Source organism: Microbulbifer maximicatervae (SeqCode), assembly GCF_052467225.1.
Genome location: NZ_CP174303.1, coordinates 5,039,454 through 5,057,993, shown reverse-complemented (window position 1 = coordinate 5,057,993; position 18,540 = coordinate 5,039,454). Strand labels below are relative to the sequence as shown.

Below are 18,540 nucleotides of genomic sequence, written 5' to 3'. Positions count from 1 at the left end.
GTGACACTATGGCTATTGGACTCGAAGACAAGAAAGCGATTGTCGCAGATGTCCAGCAAGCTGCTGAAGGTGCTCTGTCTGCGGTTGTTGCGGATTCCCGCGGCGTAACCGTGAATGACATGACCACTCTGCGCAAAGAGGCTCGCGAGAACGGCGTTTGGTTGAAAGTCGTCCGCAACACTCTGGCGCGTCGCGCTCTGGCAGGTACCGAATACGAATGTCTGACTGACAAATTCGTAGGTCCTAGCATCATTGCATTCTCTAACGAACACCCAGGTGCCGGCGCGCGCATCCTGAGCCAGTTCGCTAAAGGCAATGACAAGCTGGAACTGAAAGGTGCTGCCTTCGAAGGCGCGATCACCGACGTCGCATTGTTGGCAAGCCTGCCGACTTACGACGAGGCGATCGCCAAGCTGATGAGCGTGTTGAAAGAAGCATCTGCTGGCAAGCTGGTTCGCACTATTGCGGCCGTTCGCGACCAAAAAGAGCAGGAAGCTGCGTAATTTTTTCGCTAGAGCGAATCGCAGTTTCAAAACGAAATACGAGCAGCTACTGCTCAAACCAATTCAGGTACTGAATCATGTCTCTGACTAAAGAAGATATCATCAATGCTGTTGCCGAAATGTCCGTTAAGGATGTTGTTGAGCTGATCGAAGCAATGGAAGAGAAATTCGGCGTAACTGCTGCTGCAGCAGTTGTAGCTGGCCCAGCTGGTGGCGAAGCTGCCGCTGAAGAGAAAGACTCTTTCGACGTAATCCTGACTTCCCCAGGCGACAAGAAAGTGAACGTGATCAAAGTTGTTCGCGGCATCACTGGCCTGGGCTTGAAAGAAGCTAAAGGTCTGGTAGACGGCGCTCCGAGCCCGCTGAAAGAAGGCGTAAGCAAAGACGAAGCTGAAGCAGCTAAGAAAGAGCTGGAAGAAGCTGGCGCAGTTGTAGAACTGAAGTAATTCGGTTCTTGCGTCTCCCGCTAGCTGTCGCGTAAAGCGGCGGGTAGCGGTAAGGCTGGTGGACTTTTGTCCGCCGGCCTTTTTGCCGTTTGCGGTACTGAGGTTTTTACCGGTGCCGGCGGGATTTAAAAACCGTGGCAAACCTCATTTAACCATAGCGCAGTAGCGCTACCCAAAAGCAAGCGGAGAGGTTTCTGGCCAGTGCAGGCAAGTTGCATTGACCAGAGGCTTCTCGCCCGGAGGGGCTCTGGACTGGAGTCCCACGAAGTCTTGTCACTGATCAAGCTGGGGAATTTGAATGGCTTACTCATATACTGAGAAAAAACGTATCCGCAAGGATTTTGGCAAACTGCCTAAGGTCATGGATGTGCCCTTTCTGCTTGCGATACAGCTCGATTCTTATCGCAACTTTACACAGGCCGACAAGCGCCCCGACGACCGTATGGACGTTGGCCTGCAAGCGGCGTTTAAATCTGTATTTCCGATTGTCAGCTATTCCGGCAATGCCGCCCTGGAGTACGTAAGTTATACGCTGGGTAAGCCCGCTTTTGACGTTAAGGAATGTACCCTGCGCGGCGTTACCTATGCATGTCCGCTGCGCGTGCGCGTGCGTCTGATTATTTACGATAAAGAATCTGCGAATAAGTCCATTAAGGACATTAAAGAGCAGGAAGTTTACATGGGCGAGATTCCGCTCATGACCGACAACGGTACCTTCGTAATCAATGGTACCGAGCGCGTTATCGTATCCCAGCTGCACCGTTCCCCGGGTGTATTCTTCGATCACGACAAAGGCAAGACTCACTCTTCCGGTAAGCTGTTGTACGCCGCGCGTGTCATCCCCTACCGTGGCTCATGGCTGGACTTCGAGTTCGATCCGAAAGACCTGGTGTTTGTGCGTATCGATCGTCGCCGTAAATTGCCAGCGACTATTCTGCTGCGTGCCCTGGGTTACACCTCCCAGGAAATGCTGGAAATGTTCTTCGAGACCAGCACCTTTGAGCTGTTGGAAGACCGTGTCAGCCTGGAGCTGATTCCGTCTCGCCTGCGCGGTGATGTTGCTTCTTTTGACATCAAAGACGGCCAGGGCAAGGTGATTGTCGAAGAGGGTCGCCGTATTACCCCGCGTCATATCCGCCAGTTGGAAAAGGCCGGCGTAGAAAAGCTGGAAGCACCGCTCGAGTACCTGTTTGGCCGTGTACTGGCGAACGACATCATCGATGAGTCCACCGGTGAGATCGCGATCGACTGTAACACCGAGATTACTGATGAAGTAATCGCCAAGCTGCGTGTACTGAACGTTAAGAGTTTCCAAACCCTGTACACCAACGACCTGGATCGCGGTCCGTTTATCTCCGACACCCTGCGTGCAGAGCCTTCTCGCACTGTGTTGGAAGCGCTGGTAGAGATCTACCGTATGATGCGCCCGGGCGAACCGCCCACCAAGGAGTCCGCAGAAGCGCTGTTCGAGAACTTGTTCTTTACCGACGAGCGTTACGACCTGTCCGCTGTTGGCCGCATGAAGTTCAACCGACGCCTGGGTCGCGAAGACGAAACTGGCCCCGGCACTCTGAGCAAAGAAGATATCGTCGAAGTTCTGAAGACTCTGATCGATATCCGCAACGGTCAGGGCATGGTCGACGATATCGATCACCTGGGTAACCGTCGCGTGCGTTCCGTAGGCGAAATGGCTGAAAACCAGTTCCGCGTTGGCCTGGTACGTGTAGAGCGCGCTGTTAAAGAGCGCCTGTCCATGGCGGAGTCCGAAGGCCTGATGCCTCAGGACCTGATCAATGCCAAGCCGGTTGCCGCTGCCGTGAAGGAATTCTTCGGTTCCTCGCAGCTGTCCCAGTTTATGGACCAGAACAACCCGCTGTCGGAAGTGACTCACAAGCGTCGTGTTTCCGCCCTCGGCCCGGGTGGTTTGACCCGTGAGCGCGCTGGCTTTGAGGTGCGCGACGTGCACCCGACTCACTACGGCCGCGTATGTCCGATTGAGACGCCGGAAGGACCGAACATCGGTCTGATTAACTCCCTGGCCACTTACGCCCGCGCCAACCATTACGGTTTCCTCGAGAGCGCCTACCGCAAAGTGGTCGATGGCAAGGTAACTGATGAAATTGCGTACCTGTCCGCGATCAATGAAGCCAACTTCATTATTGCCCAGGCGTCTGCGGAAGTAGATGACAACGGCAACTTTGTTGATGACCTGATCAGCGTGCGTCACCAGGGCGAATTTACCCTGAAAGCACCGGGCGAAATCCAGTATATGGATGTTTCCGCCAAGCAGGTGGTTTCCGTAGCTGCGGCGATGATTCCATTCCTCGAGCACGATGACGCCAACCGTGCATTGATGGGATCGAACATGCAACGTCAGGCGGTACCGACCCTGCGCGCTGAAAAGCCGTTGGTGGGCACCGGTATGGAGCGCACTGTAGCGCGCGACTCCGGCGTGTGTGTGGTTGCCAAGCGCGGCGGCATTATTGAGCGCGTTGATTCCAGCCGTGTGGTTGTTCGCGTGGCCGACGCTGAGGTGGAAGCTGGTGATGCAGGTGTGGATATCTACAACCTGACCAAATACATCCGCTCCAACCAGAATACCTGTATCAACCAGCGCCCGATCGTTAATACCGGTGATCGTGTAGTCCGTGGCGATATCCTCGCCGATGGTCCCTCTGTAGACCTGGGTGAGCTGGCTCTGGGCCAGAATATGCGCATCGCATTTATGCCCTGGAATGGTTACAACTTTGAGGACTCCATCCTCATCAGTGAGCGCGTTGTACAGGAAGACCGCTTCACCACCATCCACATTCAGGAGCTGACCTGTATTGCCCGCGATACCAAGCTGGGCAGTGAGGAAATTACTGCGGATATCCCCAATGTGGGCGAATCTGCCCTGAATAAGCTGGACGAGTCCGGCATCGTATACATCGGTGCAGAAGTAGGCGCTGGCGATATCCTGGTAGGTAAGGTCACTCCGAAGGGCGAAGCCCAGCTGACTCCAGAAGAAAAACTGCTGCGCGCAATCTTCGGGGAGAAAGCTTCCGACGTTAAGGACACTTCCCTGCGTGCGCCCAGTGGCACCCGCGGTACCGTGATCGACGTTCAGGTATTTACCCGCGACGGCCTGCAGAAAGACCAGCGCTCCCTCGATATCGAGAAGTCACAGCTGGACGAGGTCCGCAAGGATCTGAACGAGGAATATCGCATTGTAGAAGGTGCGACCTTCGAGCGTCTGCAACAGGCTCTGCTGGGCCAAAAGGCCGCCGGTGGTAAGGGCGTTAAGAAGGGCGATGAGATGACCGCTGAAGTCCTCGCCGCTCTGCCGCGCGAAGACTGGTTCAAGCTGCGTATGGAAGACGACAGCCTGAACGATCAGCTGGAAAAAGCGGAAGCTCAGCTGAAAGAGCGTCGCAAGCTGCTCGACGAAGCCTTCGAAGACAAGAAGAAGAAACTGGAGTCCGGCGATGATCTGGCTCCGGGCGTGCTGAAAATCGTTAAGGTTTACCTGGCGATCAAACGCCGCATCCAGCCGGGCGACAAGATGGCCGGTCGTCACGGTAACAAAGGTGTTATCTCCGTAATCAAGCCCGTTGAGGACATGCCTTATGACCAAAACGGTGAGCCGGTAGATATCGTCCTGAACCCGCTGGGCGTTCCCTCGCGGATGAACGTTGGTCAGGTTCTGGAAATGCACTTGGGCATGGCCGCTAAAGGCCTCGGCGTTAAAGTCGACAAGATGATCAAGGAGCAGCAGGAAATCGCCAAGGTGCGCGGATTCCTGGAAGAGGTCTACAACTCCACTGGCGGACGCAAGGAAGAACTCGACGAGTTCTCCGATGAGGAAGTCATGACCATGGCGCAAAACCTGCGTCGCGGTGTACCTATGGCGACCCCGGTATTTGACGGTGCCGATGAAAGTGAGATCAAGCAGCTGCTGCGTCTTGCCGATATCCCGGACTCCGGTCAGATCACCCTGCACGACGGCCGCACCGGCGATGCTTTCGAGCGTCCGGTAACTGTGGGCTACATGTACATGCTGAAGCTGAACCACTTGGTAGACGACAAAATGCACGCGCGTTCTACCGGTTCCTACAGCCTGGTAACCCAGCAGCCGCTGGGCGGTAAAGCCCAGTTCGGTGGTCAGCGTTTCGGGGAGATGGAAGTGTGGGCGCTGGAAGCTTACGGCGCAGCATATACCCTGCAGGAAATGCTTACGGTTAAATCCGATGACGTGGAAGGCCGTACCAAGATGTACAAGAACATCGTGGACTCCGACCACCGCATGGAGCCGGGCATGCCGGAATCCTTCAACGTACTGGTTAAGGAAATCCGCTCTCTCGGTATGAACTTCGAGCTTGAGCACGAGTAAATCCGAACCCGTACCGAAGCCTGTTGGCAGGTGAAATGAGACAAGTGCCAGCGCCCCTCGAAGCAGTGGGGCAGCTGGCTAGCCCGGCGGCTAGTGCGAGTGCCGGGTTGACTACCCCCTAGTGGAGGAAAGGCCTTGAAAGATTTATTAAATCTGGTGAAGTCCCAGGAGCAGCTGGAAGAGTTTGATGCGATTCGTATCGGTCTGGCATCACCGGACATGATTCGCTCCTGGTCCTACGGCGAAGTGAAAAAGCCGGAGACCATCAACTACCGTACCTTCAAGCCTGAGCGTGAAGGCTTGTTCTGTGCCAAGATCTTTGGCCCGGTAAAAGACTACGAGTGCCTGTGCGGTAAGTACAAGCGCATGAAGCACCGCGGCATTATCTGTGAGAAGTGTGGCGTTGAAGTGACCAAGGCCAAGGTTCGCCGTGAGCGCATGGGTCACATCGAGCTGGCCAGCCCGGTTGCACACATCTGGTTCCTGAAGTCCCTGCCGTCCCGTATCGGCCTGCTGCTGGACATGACCCTGCGCGATATCGAGCGCGTGCTGTACTTCGAATCTTACGTGGTTACCGAGCCGGGTATGACCACCCTGGAGCGCGGCCAGCTGCTGAATGACGAGCAGTACTTTGAGGCGATGGAAGAGTTCGCCGACGAGTTTGAAGCGAAGATGGGTGCAGAGGCGATCCAGGAGCTGATGGCGGACATCGAGCTGCCAGCGGAAATCCAGCGCCTGCGTGAAGAGATCCCTGCGACCAACTCCGAAACCAAGATCAAGAAACTGTCCAAGCGCCTGAAGCTGCTGGAAGCCTTCTACAAGTCCGGCAACAACCCGGAGTGGATGGTGATGAAGGCTCTGCCGGTTCTGCCGCCGGATCTGCGCCCGCTGGTACCGCTAGATGGCGGTCGTTTCGCGACCTCCGATCTGAACGACCTCTACCGTCGTGTGATCAACCGTAACAACCGTCTGAAGCGTCTACTTGAGCTGAACGCGCCGGACATTATCGTGCGCAACGAAAAGCGCATGCTGCAGGAATCTGTTGACGCACTGCTGGATAACGGCCGTCGTGGTCGCGCCATCACCGGCTCCAACAAGCGCCCGCTGAAGTCCCTGGCTGACATGATTAAAGGTAAGCAGGGTCGTTTCCGTCAGAACCTGCTGGGTAAGCGTGTTGACTACTCCGGTCGTTCCGTGATCGTGGTAGGTCCGACCCTGCGTCTGCATCAGTGTGGTCTGCCCAAGAAGATGGCACTGGAACTGTTTAAGCCGTTTATCTTTGGCAAGCTGGAATCCCGTGGCCTGGCCACTACGATCAAAGCTGCCAAGAAGATGGTTGAACGCGAGGAAGCTGTCGTTTGGGATATCCTCGACGAAGTGATCCGCGAGCACCCGGTACTGCTTAACCGTGCACCGACCCTTCACCGTCTGGGTATCCAGGCGTTTGAACCGGTACTGATTGAAGGTAAGGCAATCCAGCTGCACCCGCTGGTTTGTGCGGCCTATAACGCCGACTTCGACGGTGACCAGATGGCGGTACACGTACCGCTGACGATCGAAGCGCAGCTGGAATCCCGCGCGCTGATGATGTCCACCAACAACATCCTGTCGCCTGCCAACGGTGAGCCGATCATCGTACCGTCCCAGGACGTGGTACTGGGTCTGTACTGGATGACCCGTGAGCGCGTTAACGATAAAGGCGAAGGCATGTTCTTCTCCGATATCAAAGAAGTGAGCCGTGCTTTCTACGCCAAGCAGGTTGGTCTGCAAGCGAAGATCAAGGTGCGTATCCGCGAAAATATCGTCGGCGAAGACGGTGAGAAGCACGAGACTATCTCCATTCAGGACACCACTGTAGGCCGCGCGCTGCTGTGGAATATCGTGCCGGAAGGCCTGCCGTTTGCGCACGTCAACCAGCCGATGAAGAAAAAGGCGATCTCCCGCGCCCTGAACGAGTGCTACCGCAAGGTAGGCCTGAAGGCGACGGTTATTTTTGCCGACCAGCTGATGTACACCGGTTTCGACTTCTCTACCAAGTCCGGTTCCTCCATTGGTGTGAACGACTTTGAGATTCCGGCTGAGAAAGCTGAACTGATCGATGCCGCTGAAGCGGAAGTGAAAGAGATTGAAAGCCAGTTTGCTTCCGGCCTGGTAACCCAGGGTGAGAAGTACAACAAGGTTATCGACGTTTGGTCCCGCACCAACGACAAGGTAACCCAGGCGATGATGGCCGGTATCAAGAAAGAGAAGGTGATCGACCGCGAGGGCAACGAGACCAAGCAGGACTCCTTCAACTCTGTATATATGTACGCAGACTCCGGTGCTCGTGGTTCTGAAGCTCAGATCCGTCAGCTCGCTGGTATGCGTGGTCTGATGGCCCGTCCGGATGGCTCCATTATCGAGAACGCCATTACGGCAAACTTCCGTGAAGGCCTGACTGTACAGCAGTACTTCATCTCGACCCACGGTGCTCGTAAAGGTCTGGCGGATACCGCACTGAAAACCGCTAACTCCGGTTACCTGACCCGCCGTCTGGTTGACGTGGCCCAGGACGTGGTAATTACCGAGCTGGATTGTGGCACCGACGACGGTCTGACCATGGCGCCGGTAATCGAGGGCGGTGATGTTATCGAATCTCTCGGTGACCGTATCCTCGGTCGTGTAGTGGCCCGCGATGTACTGAAGCCAGGCAGTGACGAAATCGCCGTTTCTGCCGGCACTATGATCGACGAGAAGTGGGTAGAGCGCATCGAAGCCATGGGCATCGATGAGGTTCTGGTTCGCTCTCCGATCACCTGTGAGACTGCACACGGTATCTGTGCCCAGTGTTACGGCCGCGACCTGGCCCGTGGCCACCGCGCCAACCCGGGTGAGTCTGTGGGCGTTGTTGCCGCACAGTCCATCGGTGAGCCGGGCACCCAGCTGACCATGCGTACCTTCCACATCGGTGGTGCTGCAAGCCGTGCCTCCGCTGCGGACAGCATCCAGGTGAAGCAGGGCGGTACCGTACGTCTGCACAATGTTAAGACGGTTAAGACCGAAGTTGGCACTCTGGTAGCCGTGTCCCGTTCCGGTGAGCTGGCGATTGCCGACAGCGCCGGTCGCGAACGCGAGCGCTACAAGCTGCCTTACGGTGCTGTGATCAGCGTCTACGAAGGTGCCGAGGTAGACGGTGGCCAGATCGTGGCCAAGTGGGACCCGCATACCCACCCGATCATCACCGAGGTTGCCGGTTGGGTGAAACTGTCCGGTATGGAAGAAGGACTCTCCATCCGCAAGCAGACCGACGATATCACCGGCCTGTCCTCTATCGAGATTATCGATCCGGCCGAGCGCCCGGCTGCGGGTAAAGACCTGCGCCCAGCGGTAACCCTGCTGGATGAGAATGGTGAAGAGCTGACTCTGGCGAACAGTAATGCGCCTGCGCACTACGCCTTGCCGCCGCGCGCGATCCTCAGCCTGGCTGAAGGCAAGCAGGTGAACGTGGGTGACGTAATTGCACGTATTCCGCAGGAATCCGGCGGTACCAAGGATATCACCGGTGGTCTGCCCCGCGTTGCCGACCTGTTTGAAGCGCGTAAGCCGAAAGAGCCGTCCATTCTGGCGGAAATCTCCGGTACCGTTTCCTTCGGTAAGGAGACCAAAGGCAAGGTTCGTCTGCAGATTACTCCGCGCGACGGCAAGCCGCTGGCCAATGGTAAGGACCACTACGAGGTTCTGATTCCAAAGCACCGCCAGCTGACCGTGTTCGAAGGTGAAACCGTAGAGAAGGGTGAGGTTATCTCCGATGGCCCGTCCAACCCGCACGATATTCTGCGCCTGAAAGGTGTTGAAGAGCTGGCTCGCTACATCACCAACGAGATCCAGGAGGTTTACCGCCTCCAGGGTGTAGGCATTAACGATAAGCACATCGAAACCATCGTGCGTCAGATGCTGCGTAAAGTTGAAGTCACCGAGATGGGTGATTCCAGCTTGATTAAGGGCGACCAGGTTGAATACCAGCGCGTGATCGAAGAGAACGAACAGCTGCGTGCCGAGAACAAGCAGCCCGCTCAGTTCGAACGCCTGCTGCTGGGTATTACCAAAGCGTCCCTGGCAACTGAGTCCTTCCTGTCAGCGGCTTCGTTCCAGGAAACCACTCGCGTTCTGACCGAAGCGGCGGTAACTGGTAAGGAAGACAACCTGCGCGGCTTGAAAGAGAACGTGGTTGTGGGTCGCTTGATCCCGGCTGGTACCGGTCTGGCTTACCACAGCGAGCGCAAGCGCAAGCGCAGCCTGCAGTTGGAAGAGGCCTTCGGTGAAGGACCTTCCGCAGCTGAGGTTGAAGCAGCTCTGACTGAGGCACTGAAGTCCTCAGGCGAATAAGGCGTATCCCACTCTATCTGTTGGTGGAGTGGGGTAGGTTGGGGCACTCAGGTGCCCGATCTGATATTGGCGACTGTCTGTGATGTAAGCACTTACTTCCGTCGCCGATTGACTAGGCGGGTTGTCGCTTATAGAATGCGGCCCCCGCTTATGTGGGGTGTTCCGTTTGATCCCAGGATCGGACGATACACACAGACGATAGGCCCTCACTGTTAGAGGTGGGGGCATTTTATTTTTGGAGTGATTTTTAATGGCAACGATCAACCAGTTGGTTCGTAAGCCGAGAAAACGCAAAGTTGAAAAAAGCGACGTTCCTGCTCTGCAGGCTAGCCCGCAGCGTCGCGGAGTTTGCACTCGTGTGTACACCACTACACCGAAGAAGCCGAACTCTGCACTGCGTAAGGTTTGCCGTGTGCGTCTGACCAGCGGTTACGAAGTAACTTCGTACATCGGTGGTGAAGGCCACAACCTGCAAGAGCACAGCGTGGTACTGATTCGCGGCGGTCGTGTAAAAGACCTGCCGGGTGTGCGCTACCACACTGTACGCGGTGCACTTGACTGTGCCGGCGTAAACGATCGCAAGCAGGGCCGTTCTAAGTACGGCGCCAAGCGTCCTAAAGGTTAATCACCTTTAACGATTTGCGTTTCGGTTTCCAACCGGAGTAAGGCTGAGCTCGCCGGATTGTAATGTTTTACGGCGGCGTCTCAGAATAACCCTGAAGAGAGGCAATACCCATGCCGAGAAGACGAGTAGTCGCCAAGCGCGAAGTGCTACCGGACCCCAAGTTCGGGAACGTCACCCTGGCCAAGTTCATGAACCACGTCATGATCAGCGGCAAGAAGTCAGTTGCAGAGCGTATCGTATACGGTGCACTTGAAACTATTTCTGAAAAATTGAACAAAGATCCGATCGAAGTATTCGAGGAGTCTTTGGAAAATATCGCGCCTATGGTGGAAGTAAAGTCCCGCCGTGTTGGTGGTGCGACGTATCAGGTGCCTGTAGAAGTGCGCCCCTCGCGTCGTACGGCTCTGGCAATGCGTTGGTTGGTGGAGTTCTCCCGTAAGCGCGGTGAGAAATCTATGGCTCAGCGTCTGGCCAACGAAATGATCGATGCAGCCCAAAACAAGGGTGGCGCGGTCAAGAAGCGTGAAGATGTACACCGCATGGCAGAAGCCAACAAGGCATTCTCTCACTACCGCTTCTAAGTCTGATGAATACCAACATCGGAAATTAATACCGAAAGGCAGCACGGAAAATTCCAGGCTGCCTTTTGCCGTTATATCGAGGATACAACTGTGGCACGTAAAACGCCCATCGCACGTTACCGTAACATCGGTATCTGTGCCCACGTAGACGCCGGTAAAACCACTACTACCGAGCGCGTACTTTTCTACACTGGTCTATCCCACAAAATTGGTGAAGTACACGAAGGTGCTGCCACCATGGACTGGATGGAGCAGGAGCAGGAGCGTGGTATCACCATTACTTCTGCTGCAACTACCTGTTTCTGGTCTGGCATGCAGCAGCAGTTCGACCAGCACCGCGTAAACATCATCGATACCCCAGGACACGTTGACTTCACTATTGAAGTTGAGCGCTCCTTGCGCGTACTCGACGGTGCTGTTGTTGTGCTGTGTGGCTCCTCTGGTGTTCAGCCTCAGACTGAAACCGTATGGCGCCAGGCAAACAAATACGAAGTACCGCGCATGGTATTCGTAAACAAAATGGACCGCGCCGGTGCGAACTACCGCAACGTTGTGAGCCAGCTGAAAGACCGCTTGAACGCGAATGCTGTCCCTCTGCAGATGACCATCGGCTCTGAGGACGAGTTCAAGGGTGTTGTTGACCTGGTGAAGATGAAGGCCATTCTGTGGAATGAAGCCGACCAGGGCATGACTTTCGACTACGCTGACATCCCCGCTGAGCTGCAGGACGAGTGCGACGAAATGCGCGAGTACCTGGTAGAAGCGGCCGCTGAAGCCAGCGAAGAGTTGATGGAAAAATACCTGGAAGAAGGTGAGCTGTCCGAAGAAGAAATCAAGGCAGCTATCCGTCAGCGTACCCTGGCCAACGAAATTGTACCGGTTCTGGGCGGTTCTGCGTTCAAGAACAAGGGTGTACAGGCTGTACTGGACGCAGTTATCGAATACCTGCCGGCGCCGACTGAAGTTAAGGCGATCGAAGGTACTCTGGAAGATGGCGAAACTGTTGAGAGCCGCGAAGCTGACGACAACGCGCCGTTCGCTGCACTGGCGTTCAAAATTGCTACCGACCCCTTCGTTGGTACCCTGACTTTCTTCCGTGTTTACTCCGGTAAGCTGGAGAGCGGTACTGCGGTATACAACTCCGTAAAAATGAAGAAAGAGCGTGTCGGTCGTATGGTGCAAATGCACTCCAACGATCGTCAGGAAATTAAAGAAGTACTGGCTGGTGACATCGCTGCTGCGATTGGTCTGAAAGACGTAACCACTGGTGACACCCTGTGCTCCGAAGCCAACAAGATTGTTCTGGAGCGTATGGAGTTCCCCGAGCCAGTAATTTCTGTTGCGGTTGAGCCCAAGTCCAAGCCGGACCAGGAAAAAATGGGTATTGCCCTCGGCAAGCTGGCCCAGGAAGATCCGTCCTTCCGCGTGAAGACTGACGAGGAAACCGGTCAGACCATTATTTCCGGTATGGGTGAATTGCACCTGGATATCATCGTTGACCGCATGAAGCGTGAGTTCAACGTTGAAGCGAACATCGGTAAGCCTCAGGTTGCCTACCGTGAAACTATCCGCAACACCTCTGAGATCGAAGGCAAGTTCGTTCGTCAGTCCGGTGGTCGCGGTCAGTACGGTCACGTATGGGTGAAGTTTGAGCCCGCCGAAGACGAGTCTCAGGAAGGTCTGGAATTCGTTAACGAAATCGTGGGCGGTGCAGTACCGAAGGAATACATTCCTGCGGTACAGAAAGGTATCGAAGAGCAGATGAAGAACGGTGTTCTGGCTGGCTACCCGCTGCTGGGCCTGAAGGCGACTCTGTACGACGGTTCCTTCCACGATGTGGACTCCAATGAAATGGCGTTTAAGATCGCCGGTTCTATGGCGACCAAGAAGCTGTCCAGTCAGGGCGGTGCGGTACTGCTCGAGCCGATGATGAAGGTGGAAGTGGTAACTCCGGAAGAGAACATGGGTGATGTGGTTGGTGACCTCAACCGTCGCCGTGGTCTCATCCAGGGTATGGAAGACAACCCCTCCGGTAAGGTTGTCAATGCGGAAGTACCTCTGGCAGAAATGTTCGGTTACGCAACCGACCTGCGTTCTGCTACTCAGGGCCGTGCTACCTACACCATGGAATTCCTGAAGTACGCCGAAGCGCCGAAAAATGTTGCCGATGAGATCATCGCCAAGACTAAGGCCTAATTAACTTCTGCTTAAAGGGGGCCGGGCCAACAGCTGGGGCCCCTTTGGCAAACTTTTAGCTAGAGGACATCTAAAGATGGCAAAAGAAAAGTTTGAACGTTCCAAGCCCCACGTGAACGTGGGCACCATCGGTCACGTTGACCACGGTAAAACCACCCTGACTGCTGCTCTGACCCGCGTATGTGCGGAAGTTTGGGGCGGTGACGCTGTTGCTTTCGACGGTATCGACAATGCACCGGAAGAGCGTGAGCGCGGTATCACCATCGCTACTTCTCACGTTGAGTACGAGTCCCCGACTCGCCACTACGCTCACGTAGATTGCCCGGGACACGCCGACTACGTTAAGAACATGATCACCGGTGCTGCTCAGATGGACGGCGCTATTCTGGTATGTTCCGCAGCTGACGGCCCCATGCCGCAGACTCGTGAGCACATCCTGCTTTCCCGTCAGGTAGGTGTACCTTACATCGTTGTATTCCTGAACAAAGCGGACATGGTAGACGACGAAGAGCTGCTCGAGCTGGTAGAAATGGAAGTTCGCGAACTTCTGGATCAGTACGAGTTCCCAGGTGACGACACTCCGATCATCGTTGGCTCCGCTCTGATGGCCCTGAACGGCGAAGACGACAACGAAATGGGTACTACCGCTGTTAAGAAGCTGGTAGAGACTCTGGACGAGTACATCCCTGAGCCAGAGCGCGCTGTAGATCAGCCGTTCCTGATGCCGATCGAAGACGTATTCTCTATCTCTGGCCGTGGTACTGTTGTAACTGGTCGTGTAGAGCGCGGTGTGATCAACACTGGCGACGAGATCGAAATCGTTGGTATCAAAGAAACCACCACTACTACCTGTACTGGTGTTGAAATGTTCCGCAAGCTGCTCGACGAAGGTCGTGCTGGTGAGAACATCGGCGCACTGCTGCGCGGCACCAAGCGTGACGAAGTAGAGCGTGGTCAGGTACTGGCTAAGCCGGGCTCCATCACTCCGCACACCAAGTTCGAAGCGGAAGTGTATGTACTGTCCAAGGACGAAGGTGGTCGTCACACCCCGTTCTTCAAAGGCTACCGTCCTCAGTTCTACTTCCGTACTACCGACGTAACTGGTGCGGTAGAGCTGCCGGAAGGCACTGAAATGGTAATGCCGGGCGACAACATTCAAATGGTTGTTACCCTGATCGCTCCGATCGCCATGGAAGACGGCCTGCGCTTCGCTATCCGCGAAGGTGGTCGTACCGTAGGTGCGGGCGTTGTTGCCAAGATCATCGAGTAATAGTTACTCCTGATCTATATAAAAAGCCGCAGCGGACGCGCTGCGGCTTTTTTTATGGGCAGTTCTTTTTTATGGTGCCAATTCTTTGGGGCTGTCGATTTTTTGATTTGATATTGTATTTACTTTGAGGCGTTAATTGTGAATCCAATTAAGCAGTTTGGGGTTGATGTAAAGTCGAAGTTTCCGGTGGAGAGAAGGCTTGTTATTGGGGATGTGTACTGTAAATATTTTTTCTTCGACTGTTCTCGCCCACTTGTTGTTGCATTCGGTAATGCTGGAACAGTAACGTCAAAAAGTAATATAACTGATGACCGCTATAGTCCCTGGGGGTTTGATATTTCAAAGAGCCTGGATTGCAATGTCCTTGCTTTTTCGTGTATAGAGGATACCTCCTGGTATAGGGGGCGTGAACTGCATAGCTTCATTGAAGGGATATCAGGTTTTTTATTATCGTTTCCTTTTCGTTTGGGGTACGGAGGGAGTATGGGGGGGTTTGCTGTTGGGGCATTTGCCTCTGTGCTCAGGCTTGATCGGGTTTTGTTGCTAACTCCTATAACAACCTTAAGTGCCAGTATTATGCCTAGTGAATCGGGGCATAGAAAAAGCAAGTCGCTTAATTGGAGTGGGGGCTATGCAGATGGTGCGGACTTTAATGCTGGTGGATATGTCGTTTACGATAACTTATTACGGCGAGACACTCTTCATGCAAAGCGATATAGGAATTTAAAGCATTTGCGGGCTCCTGGCCTGGGCCATGGGTTAGCCCCTCGTTTGCAGGCAATTGGTATGCTGAAAAGGCTTGTAACTGATTTTATCAATAATGATGTTGATGAAGTTTGGTTTCGAAAGAGCGCTAGAAATAGGCGGTTTTTACCGAGATATTATAATGAGTTACTTCAGCGGAAGGATTTGTTGACCCCGAGGAGGGTTGCGATATTAAAGAGGTATAGGCGCGCTGCGTTAGCATATCAGGGGGAGGATGCCTTTGGTGACGGTTTCGTTGCAGCGTTGCGTGAGGCGGCAGTAAAAATTGAAGGTGATAATCTAGAGCTTAGTCATAAGCTGCTTGCCGGGGCTAGTATTCTGAGGCCTGACGGGCCGTGGATTAAAAACAAGTTGAAGGAATACGAGAAGAAGCTGGCAGCGATGTAGCTCCTTCTGTTGAAAATGAAAGCCTCAAAAGTTGGGGTGTGGCATTTTGTTATTTGAAAAAGTACCGCTGGTATTTGGTTGTTATTTCACTTGATTGTATTGAATGCGATAAACCCTATCAAATTGAGAAGGCCAAACCCCGTGTGTCAGTATGTTTTAGAGAGCCAAGTTAATTGATAGGTTCTTCGCTCTTCTGGAGTTCATGCTTTTCTGCTGGGCCAAATAATTATTTGGCCTCTAAGGCCTGAGTGCTATGGCGTTACGGTCGATACATGACTTAAAAGTCCGTTTTGTTTTTGGCCGGGGTGGGGGTTGGTTATGCCTCATGGGGCTATAGGGCAGGGGCAGGTTGTCAGACGGCTGCCCCATTCCTCTCTTTAAGATTATGGCCAATCCCGACTTAAATCACAGCTTCTGCTGCCCGCAAACAGCTTGGTGAATTGAGGGCCGCTCATCTCGACCAGCTCTTCGTGGTCGCCGGCCTCAAAGTAAATGGTTTCACGGTGTCCAAGACTGGTGTCTAGCAGGGTGGTGATGCCGTAAGCCTGGCCGAGGGCGGGTAGGGCGCCCAGTTCACAGTCTGGAAATATGGCGCCGAGCTCGGTTTCCGAGACCATTTGCAGTGAGTTTCGCCCGGTTTCACTGTGAAGAGAGCGCATATCGAGGCTGCTGCTGGCTGGGATCACAGCCATTACGTAACCCTCTATATCCTGAAGCAAAATCGCTTTTGCCACCTGATCCTCCCGCACATGGGCGGCGCGGGCGCTTTCCCGGCTGGTGCGAGTGTGTGGGTGCTGAATCAGGTGATAGTCGACTGACTGGTCATTCAAATATTGACTCAGTGTTGCGGCGATAGTCATTGTGGATACCTCGTTCCGCTTGGGGTACTCAATTGTAGTTTCAGCAGATTGAAATTTGATCAGCTTGTACAGTTGACAGCCTGCTGCGCTCCCCGTAGAATTCGCGCTCCTTTTCGCCCGCCCTCGGGGCTGCGTAAGAGGACGTTCTTTAGTTAATAATTGGAGTTTGATTCCATGCAGGGTCAACGTATCCGTATTCGCCTGAAGGCCTTCGATCACAAACTGATCGACGCGTCCACTCAGGAGATCGTAGAGACGGCTAAGCGCACTGGCGCACAAGTTCGCGGTCCTATCCCGCTGCCGACTCGCAAAGAGAAGTACACCGTACTGATTTCCCCGCACGTTAATAAAGACGCTCGCGATCAGTATGAGATCCGTACTCACAAGCGTTTGCTGGACATCGTTGAGCCTACCGAGAAAACCGTCGACGCGCTGATGAAGCTCGATCTGGCGGCCGGTGTTGAGGTCCAAATTAGTCTCGGCTAACACTTTTACTAACTACCGAATCCCGGGCGAAAACGGTCCGGGTAGTGTAACGCTCTGAAATTGGGCGGCCGCAGTGGGTTAAAGCCCCGTGCACTGAGAGGTTAAAAAAGATGACTATAGGTATTGTCGGCCGCAAGAGCGGCATGACTCGCATCTTCACTGAAGATGGCGTATCCATTCCGGTAACCGTTGTTGAGGTTGCTCCGAATCGCGTCACCCAAGTGAAAACTCAGGAAACTGACGGTTACAGCGCTGTTCAAGTAGCAGTAGGCAGCCGCAAAGCTTCCCGTGTCTCCAAGCCCGCAGCGGGCCACTTCGCCAAAGCCAATGTAGAGGCTGGCACAAATCTTTTCGAACTGCGCACTGACGGTTCCGAAGAGACTTTCGATATCGGTTCTGAAATTACTGTTTCCAGCTTCGAAGCTGGCCAGATGATCGACGTAACCGGCACTTCCAAAGGTAAAGGCTTCCAGGGCGGCGTTAAGCGTTGGAATTTCCGCACCCAGGACGCAACCCACGGTAACTCCCTGTCTCACCGCGCACCCGGTTCTATCGGTCAATGTCAGACTCCTGGCCGCGTATGGAAAGGCAAGAAGATGGCCGGACATATGGGTGCTGAGCGCGTAACCGTGCAAAACCTGGAAGTGGTTCGTGTCGATGCCGAACGCAACCTGCTGTTGGTTAAAGGCGCTGTACCCGGTGCACCCGGTGGCAACGTTATCGTTCGTCCGGCAGTTAAAGCCTAAGTCTGAGGGGAAATAGATATGGAACTGAATATCGCTACTCCCGAAGGCGCTAAAGGCACAGTAGCTGTCTCTGAAGTGACTTTCGGACGTGAGTTCAACCAAGATCTGGTACACCAGGCAGTTGTGGCCTACATGGCCGGCGCTCGCCAGGGTACCAAGGCGCAGAAAAATCGTTCCGATGTTTCTGGTGGTGGTAAGAAGCCATGGCGCCAAAAAGGTACTGGCCGCGCACGTGCCGGTACTATCCGCAGCCCGCTGTGGCGTTCCGGTGGCGTAACCTTCGCCGCTGATCCGCGCGATCACAGCGTTAAGCTGAACAAAAAAATGTACCGCGCTGCACTGCGTTGCATTCTGTCTGAGCTGGCTCGTCAGGAGCGCCTGGTAGTGGTTGAGTCCTTTGATGTGGACGCACCCAAGACCAAGCAGCTGGTAAGCAAACTGGCTCAGTTTGACCTGTCCGATGCGCTGATCGTGACTGAAGAGGTTAGCGAAAACCTCTACCTGGCCGCACGCAACTTGCACAAGATCGACGTCCGCGATGTACAGGCGATCGATCCAGTAAGCCTGATTCGCTTTGATAAGGTCGTGGTTACCGTTTCTGCGCTCAAGAAAATTGAAGAGGTGCTGGGATGAACCAAGAGCGACTCTACAAAGTACTGCTGGGCCCGGTAATTTCCGAAAAAGCTGCTGGACTGGCCGATAGCGCCAACCAGGTAGTTTTCAAGGTTACCACCGACGCCGAAAAAGCTGAGATCAAGGCTGCGGTTGAGAAGCTGTTTAACGTTTCTGTTGAGCAGGTTCGCACCGTGAACGTAAAGGGTAAAACCAAGCGCACTCGCAATGGCATGGGCCAGCGCAGCGATTGGAAAAAAGCCTACGTTCGCCTGGCTGAGGGCAGCGACATCAATTTTGAAGCTGCTGAGTAAAGGGGACCGTTA

At 54.4% G+C, this 18,540-nt stretch carries 14 protein-coding genes; 13 read left to right on the top strand and 1 reads right to left on the bottom strand.

Going from position 1 to position 18,540, the window contains the following annotated elements; translation table 11 throughout:
• Window positions 1-8 precede the first annotated feature (8 nt).
• The 9 genes from rplJ to ACJJIZ_RS21925 all read left to right on the top strand — a co-directional run bounded on the left by rplJ (window position 9) and on the right by ACJJIZ_RS21925 (window position 15,510).
• Complete coding sequence (gene rplJ / locus ACJJIZ_RS21965) at window positions 9-503, top strand: 50S ribosomal protein L10 (protein ID WP_282934404.1); 495 nt, start codon at window positions 9-11, stop codon at window positions 501-503.
• 77 nt (window positions 504-580) lie between these two features.
• A complete protein-coding gene (gene rplL / locus ACJJIZ_RS21960) occupies window positions 581-949 on the top strand; it encodes a 50S ribosomal protein L7/L12 (protein ID WP_282934403.1) in 369 nt (122 codons plus the stop codon).
• Between the two features lie 298 nt (window positions 950-1,247).
• On the top strand, window positions 1,248-5,321 hold the full coding sequence (rpoB, locus tag ACJJIZ_RS21955) for a DNA-directed RNA polymerase subunit beta (protein ID WP_444892716.1): 4,074 nt from the start codon (window positions 1,248-1,250) through the stop codon (window positions 5,319-5,321).
• A 135-nt stretch (window positions 5,322-5,456) separates the two neighbouring features.
• Window positions 5,457-9,686 carry a DNA-directed RNA polymerase subunit beta' gene (rpoC, locus tag ACJJIZ_RS21950; RefSeq protein WP_282934401.1) on the top strand — a complete coding sequence of 1,410 codons (4,230 nt, stop codon included), beginning with the start codon at window positions 5,457-5,459 and terminating at the stop codon, window positions 9,684-9,686.
• Between the two features lie 250 nt (window positions 9,687-9,936).
• A complete protein-coding gene (gene rpsL, locus ACJJIZ_RS21945; protein ID WP_108731651.1) occupies window positions 9,937-10,311 on the top strand; it encodes a 30S ribosomal protein S12 in 375 nt (124 codons plus the stop codon).
• 110 nt (window positions 10,312-10,421) lie between these two features.
• Window positions 10,422-10,892, top strand: coding sequence for a 30S ribosomal protein S7 (gene rpsG / locus ACJJIZ_RS21940; protein ID WP_152451131.1), 471 nt, complete (start codon window positions 10,422-10,424; stop codon window positions 10,890-10,892).
• A 90-nt stretch (window positions 10,893-10,982) separates the two neighbouring features.
• Entirely contained in the window at window positions 10,983-13,088 is a 2,106-nt protein-coding gene (gene fusA / locus ACJJIZ_RS21935; RefSeq protein WP_282934400.1) for an elongation factor G, read from the top strand.
• 76 nt (window positions 13,089-13,164) lie between these two features.
• Window positions 13,165-14,358, top strand: coding sequence for an elongation factor Tu (tuf, locus tag ACJJIZ_RS21930; protein ID WP_108731642.1), 1,194 nt, complete (start codon window positions 13,165-13,167; stop codon window positions 14,356-14,358).
• 138 nt (window positions 14,359-14,496) lie between these two features.
• A complete protein-coding gene (locus tag ACJJIZ_RS21925) occupies window positions 14,497-15,510 on the top strand; it encodes a hypothetical protein (protein ID WP_444914832.1) in 1,014 nt (337 codons plus the stop codon).
• Between the two features lie 383 nt (window positions 15,511-15,893).
• Here the strand turns inward: ACJJIZ_RS21925 and ACJJIZ_RS21920 are convergent, their stop codons facing one another.
• Window positions 15,894-16,370 carry an aminoacyl-tRNA deacylase gene (locus ACJJIZ_RS21920; protein ID WP_444914831.1) on the bottom strand — a complete coding sequence of 159 codons (477 nt, stop codon included), beginning with the start codon at window positions 16,368-16,370 and terminating at the stop codon, window positions 15,894-15,896.
• A 174-nt stretch (window positions 16,371-16,544) separates the two neighbouring features.
• Between ACJJIZ_RS21920 and rpsJ the strand changes: the two genes are divergently transcribed.
• From rpsJ to rplW, 4 genes are all read left to right on the top strand, one after another.
• Window positions 16,545-16,856 carry a 30S ribosomal protein S10 gene (rpsJ, locus tag ACJJIZ_RS21915; RefSeq protein ID WP_010133849.1) on the top strand — a complete coding sequence of 104 codons (312 nt, stop codon included), beginning with the start codon at window positions 16,545-16,547 and terminating at the stop codon, window positions 16,854-16,856.
• A 110-nt stretch (window positions 16,857-16,966) separates the two neighbouring features.
• The gene (gene rplC / locus ACJJIZ_RS21910; RefSeq protein ID WP_444914830.1) at window positions 16,967-17,602 is read left to right on the top strand and encodes a 50S ribosomal protein L3; all 636 of its coding nucleotides are present in this window, start codon (window positions 16,967-16,969) and stop codon (window positions 17,600-17,602) included.
• An 18-nt stretch (window positions 17,603-17,620) separates the two neighbouring features.
• Window positions 17,621-18,235, top strand: coding sequence for a 50S ribosomal protein L4 (gene rplD / locus ACJJIZ_RS21905; protein WP_020411385.1), 615 nt, complete (start codon window positions 17,621-17,623; stop codon window positions 18,233-18,235).
• Window positions 18,232-18,528: a 50S ribosomal protein L23 gene (gene rplW, locus ACJJIZ_RS21900; protein ID WP_282934398.1), complete on the top strand. Its 297-nt coding sequence runs from the start codon at window positions 18,232-18,234 to the stop codon at window positions 18,526-18,528. The genes rplD and rplW overlap by 4 nt, the downstream gene beginning before the upstream one ends.
• Window positions 18,529-18,540 lie beyond the last annotated feature (12 nt).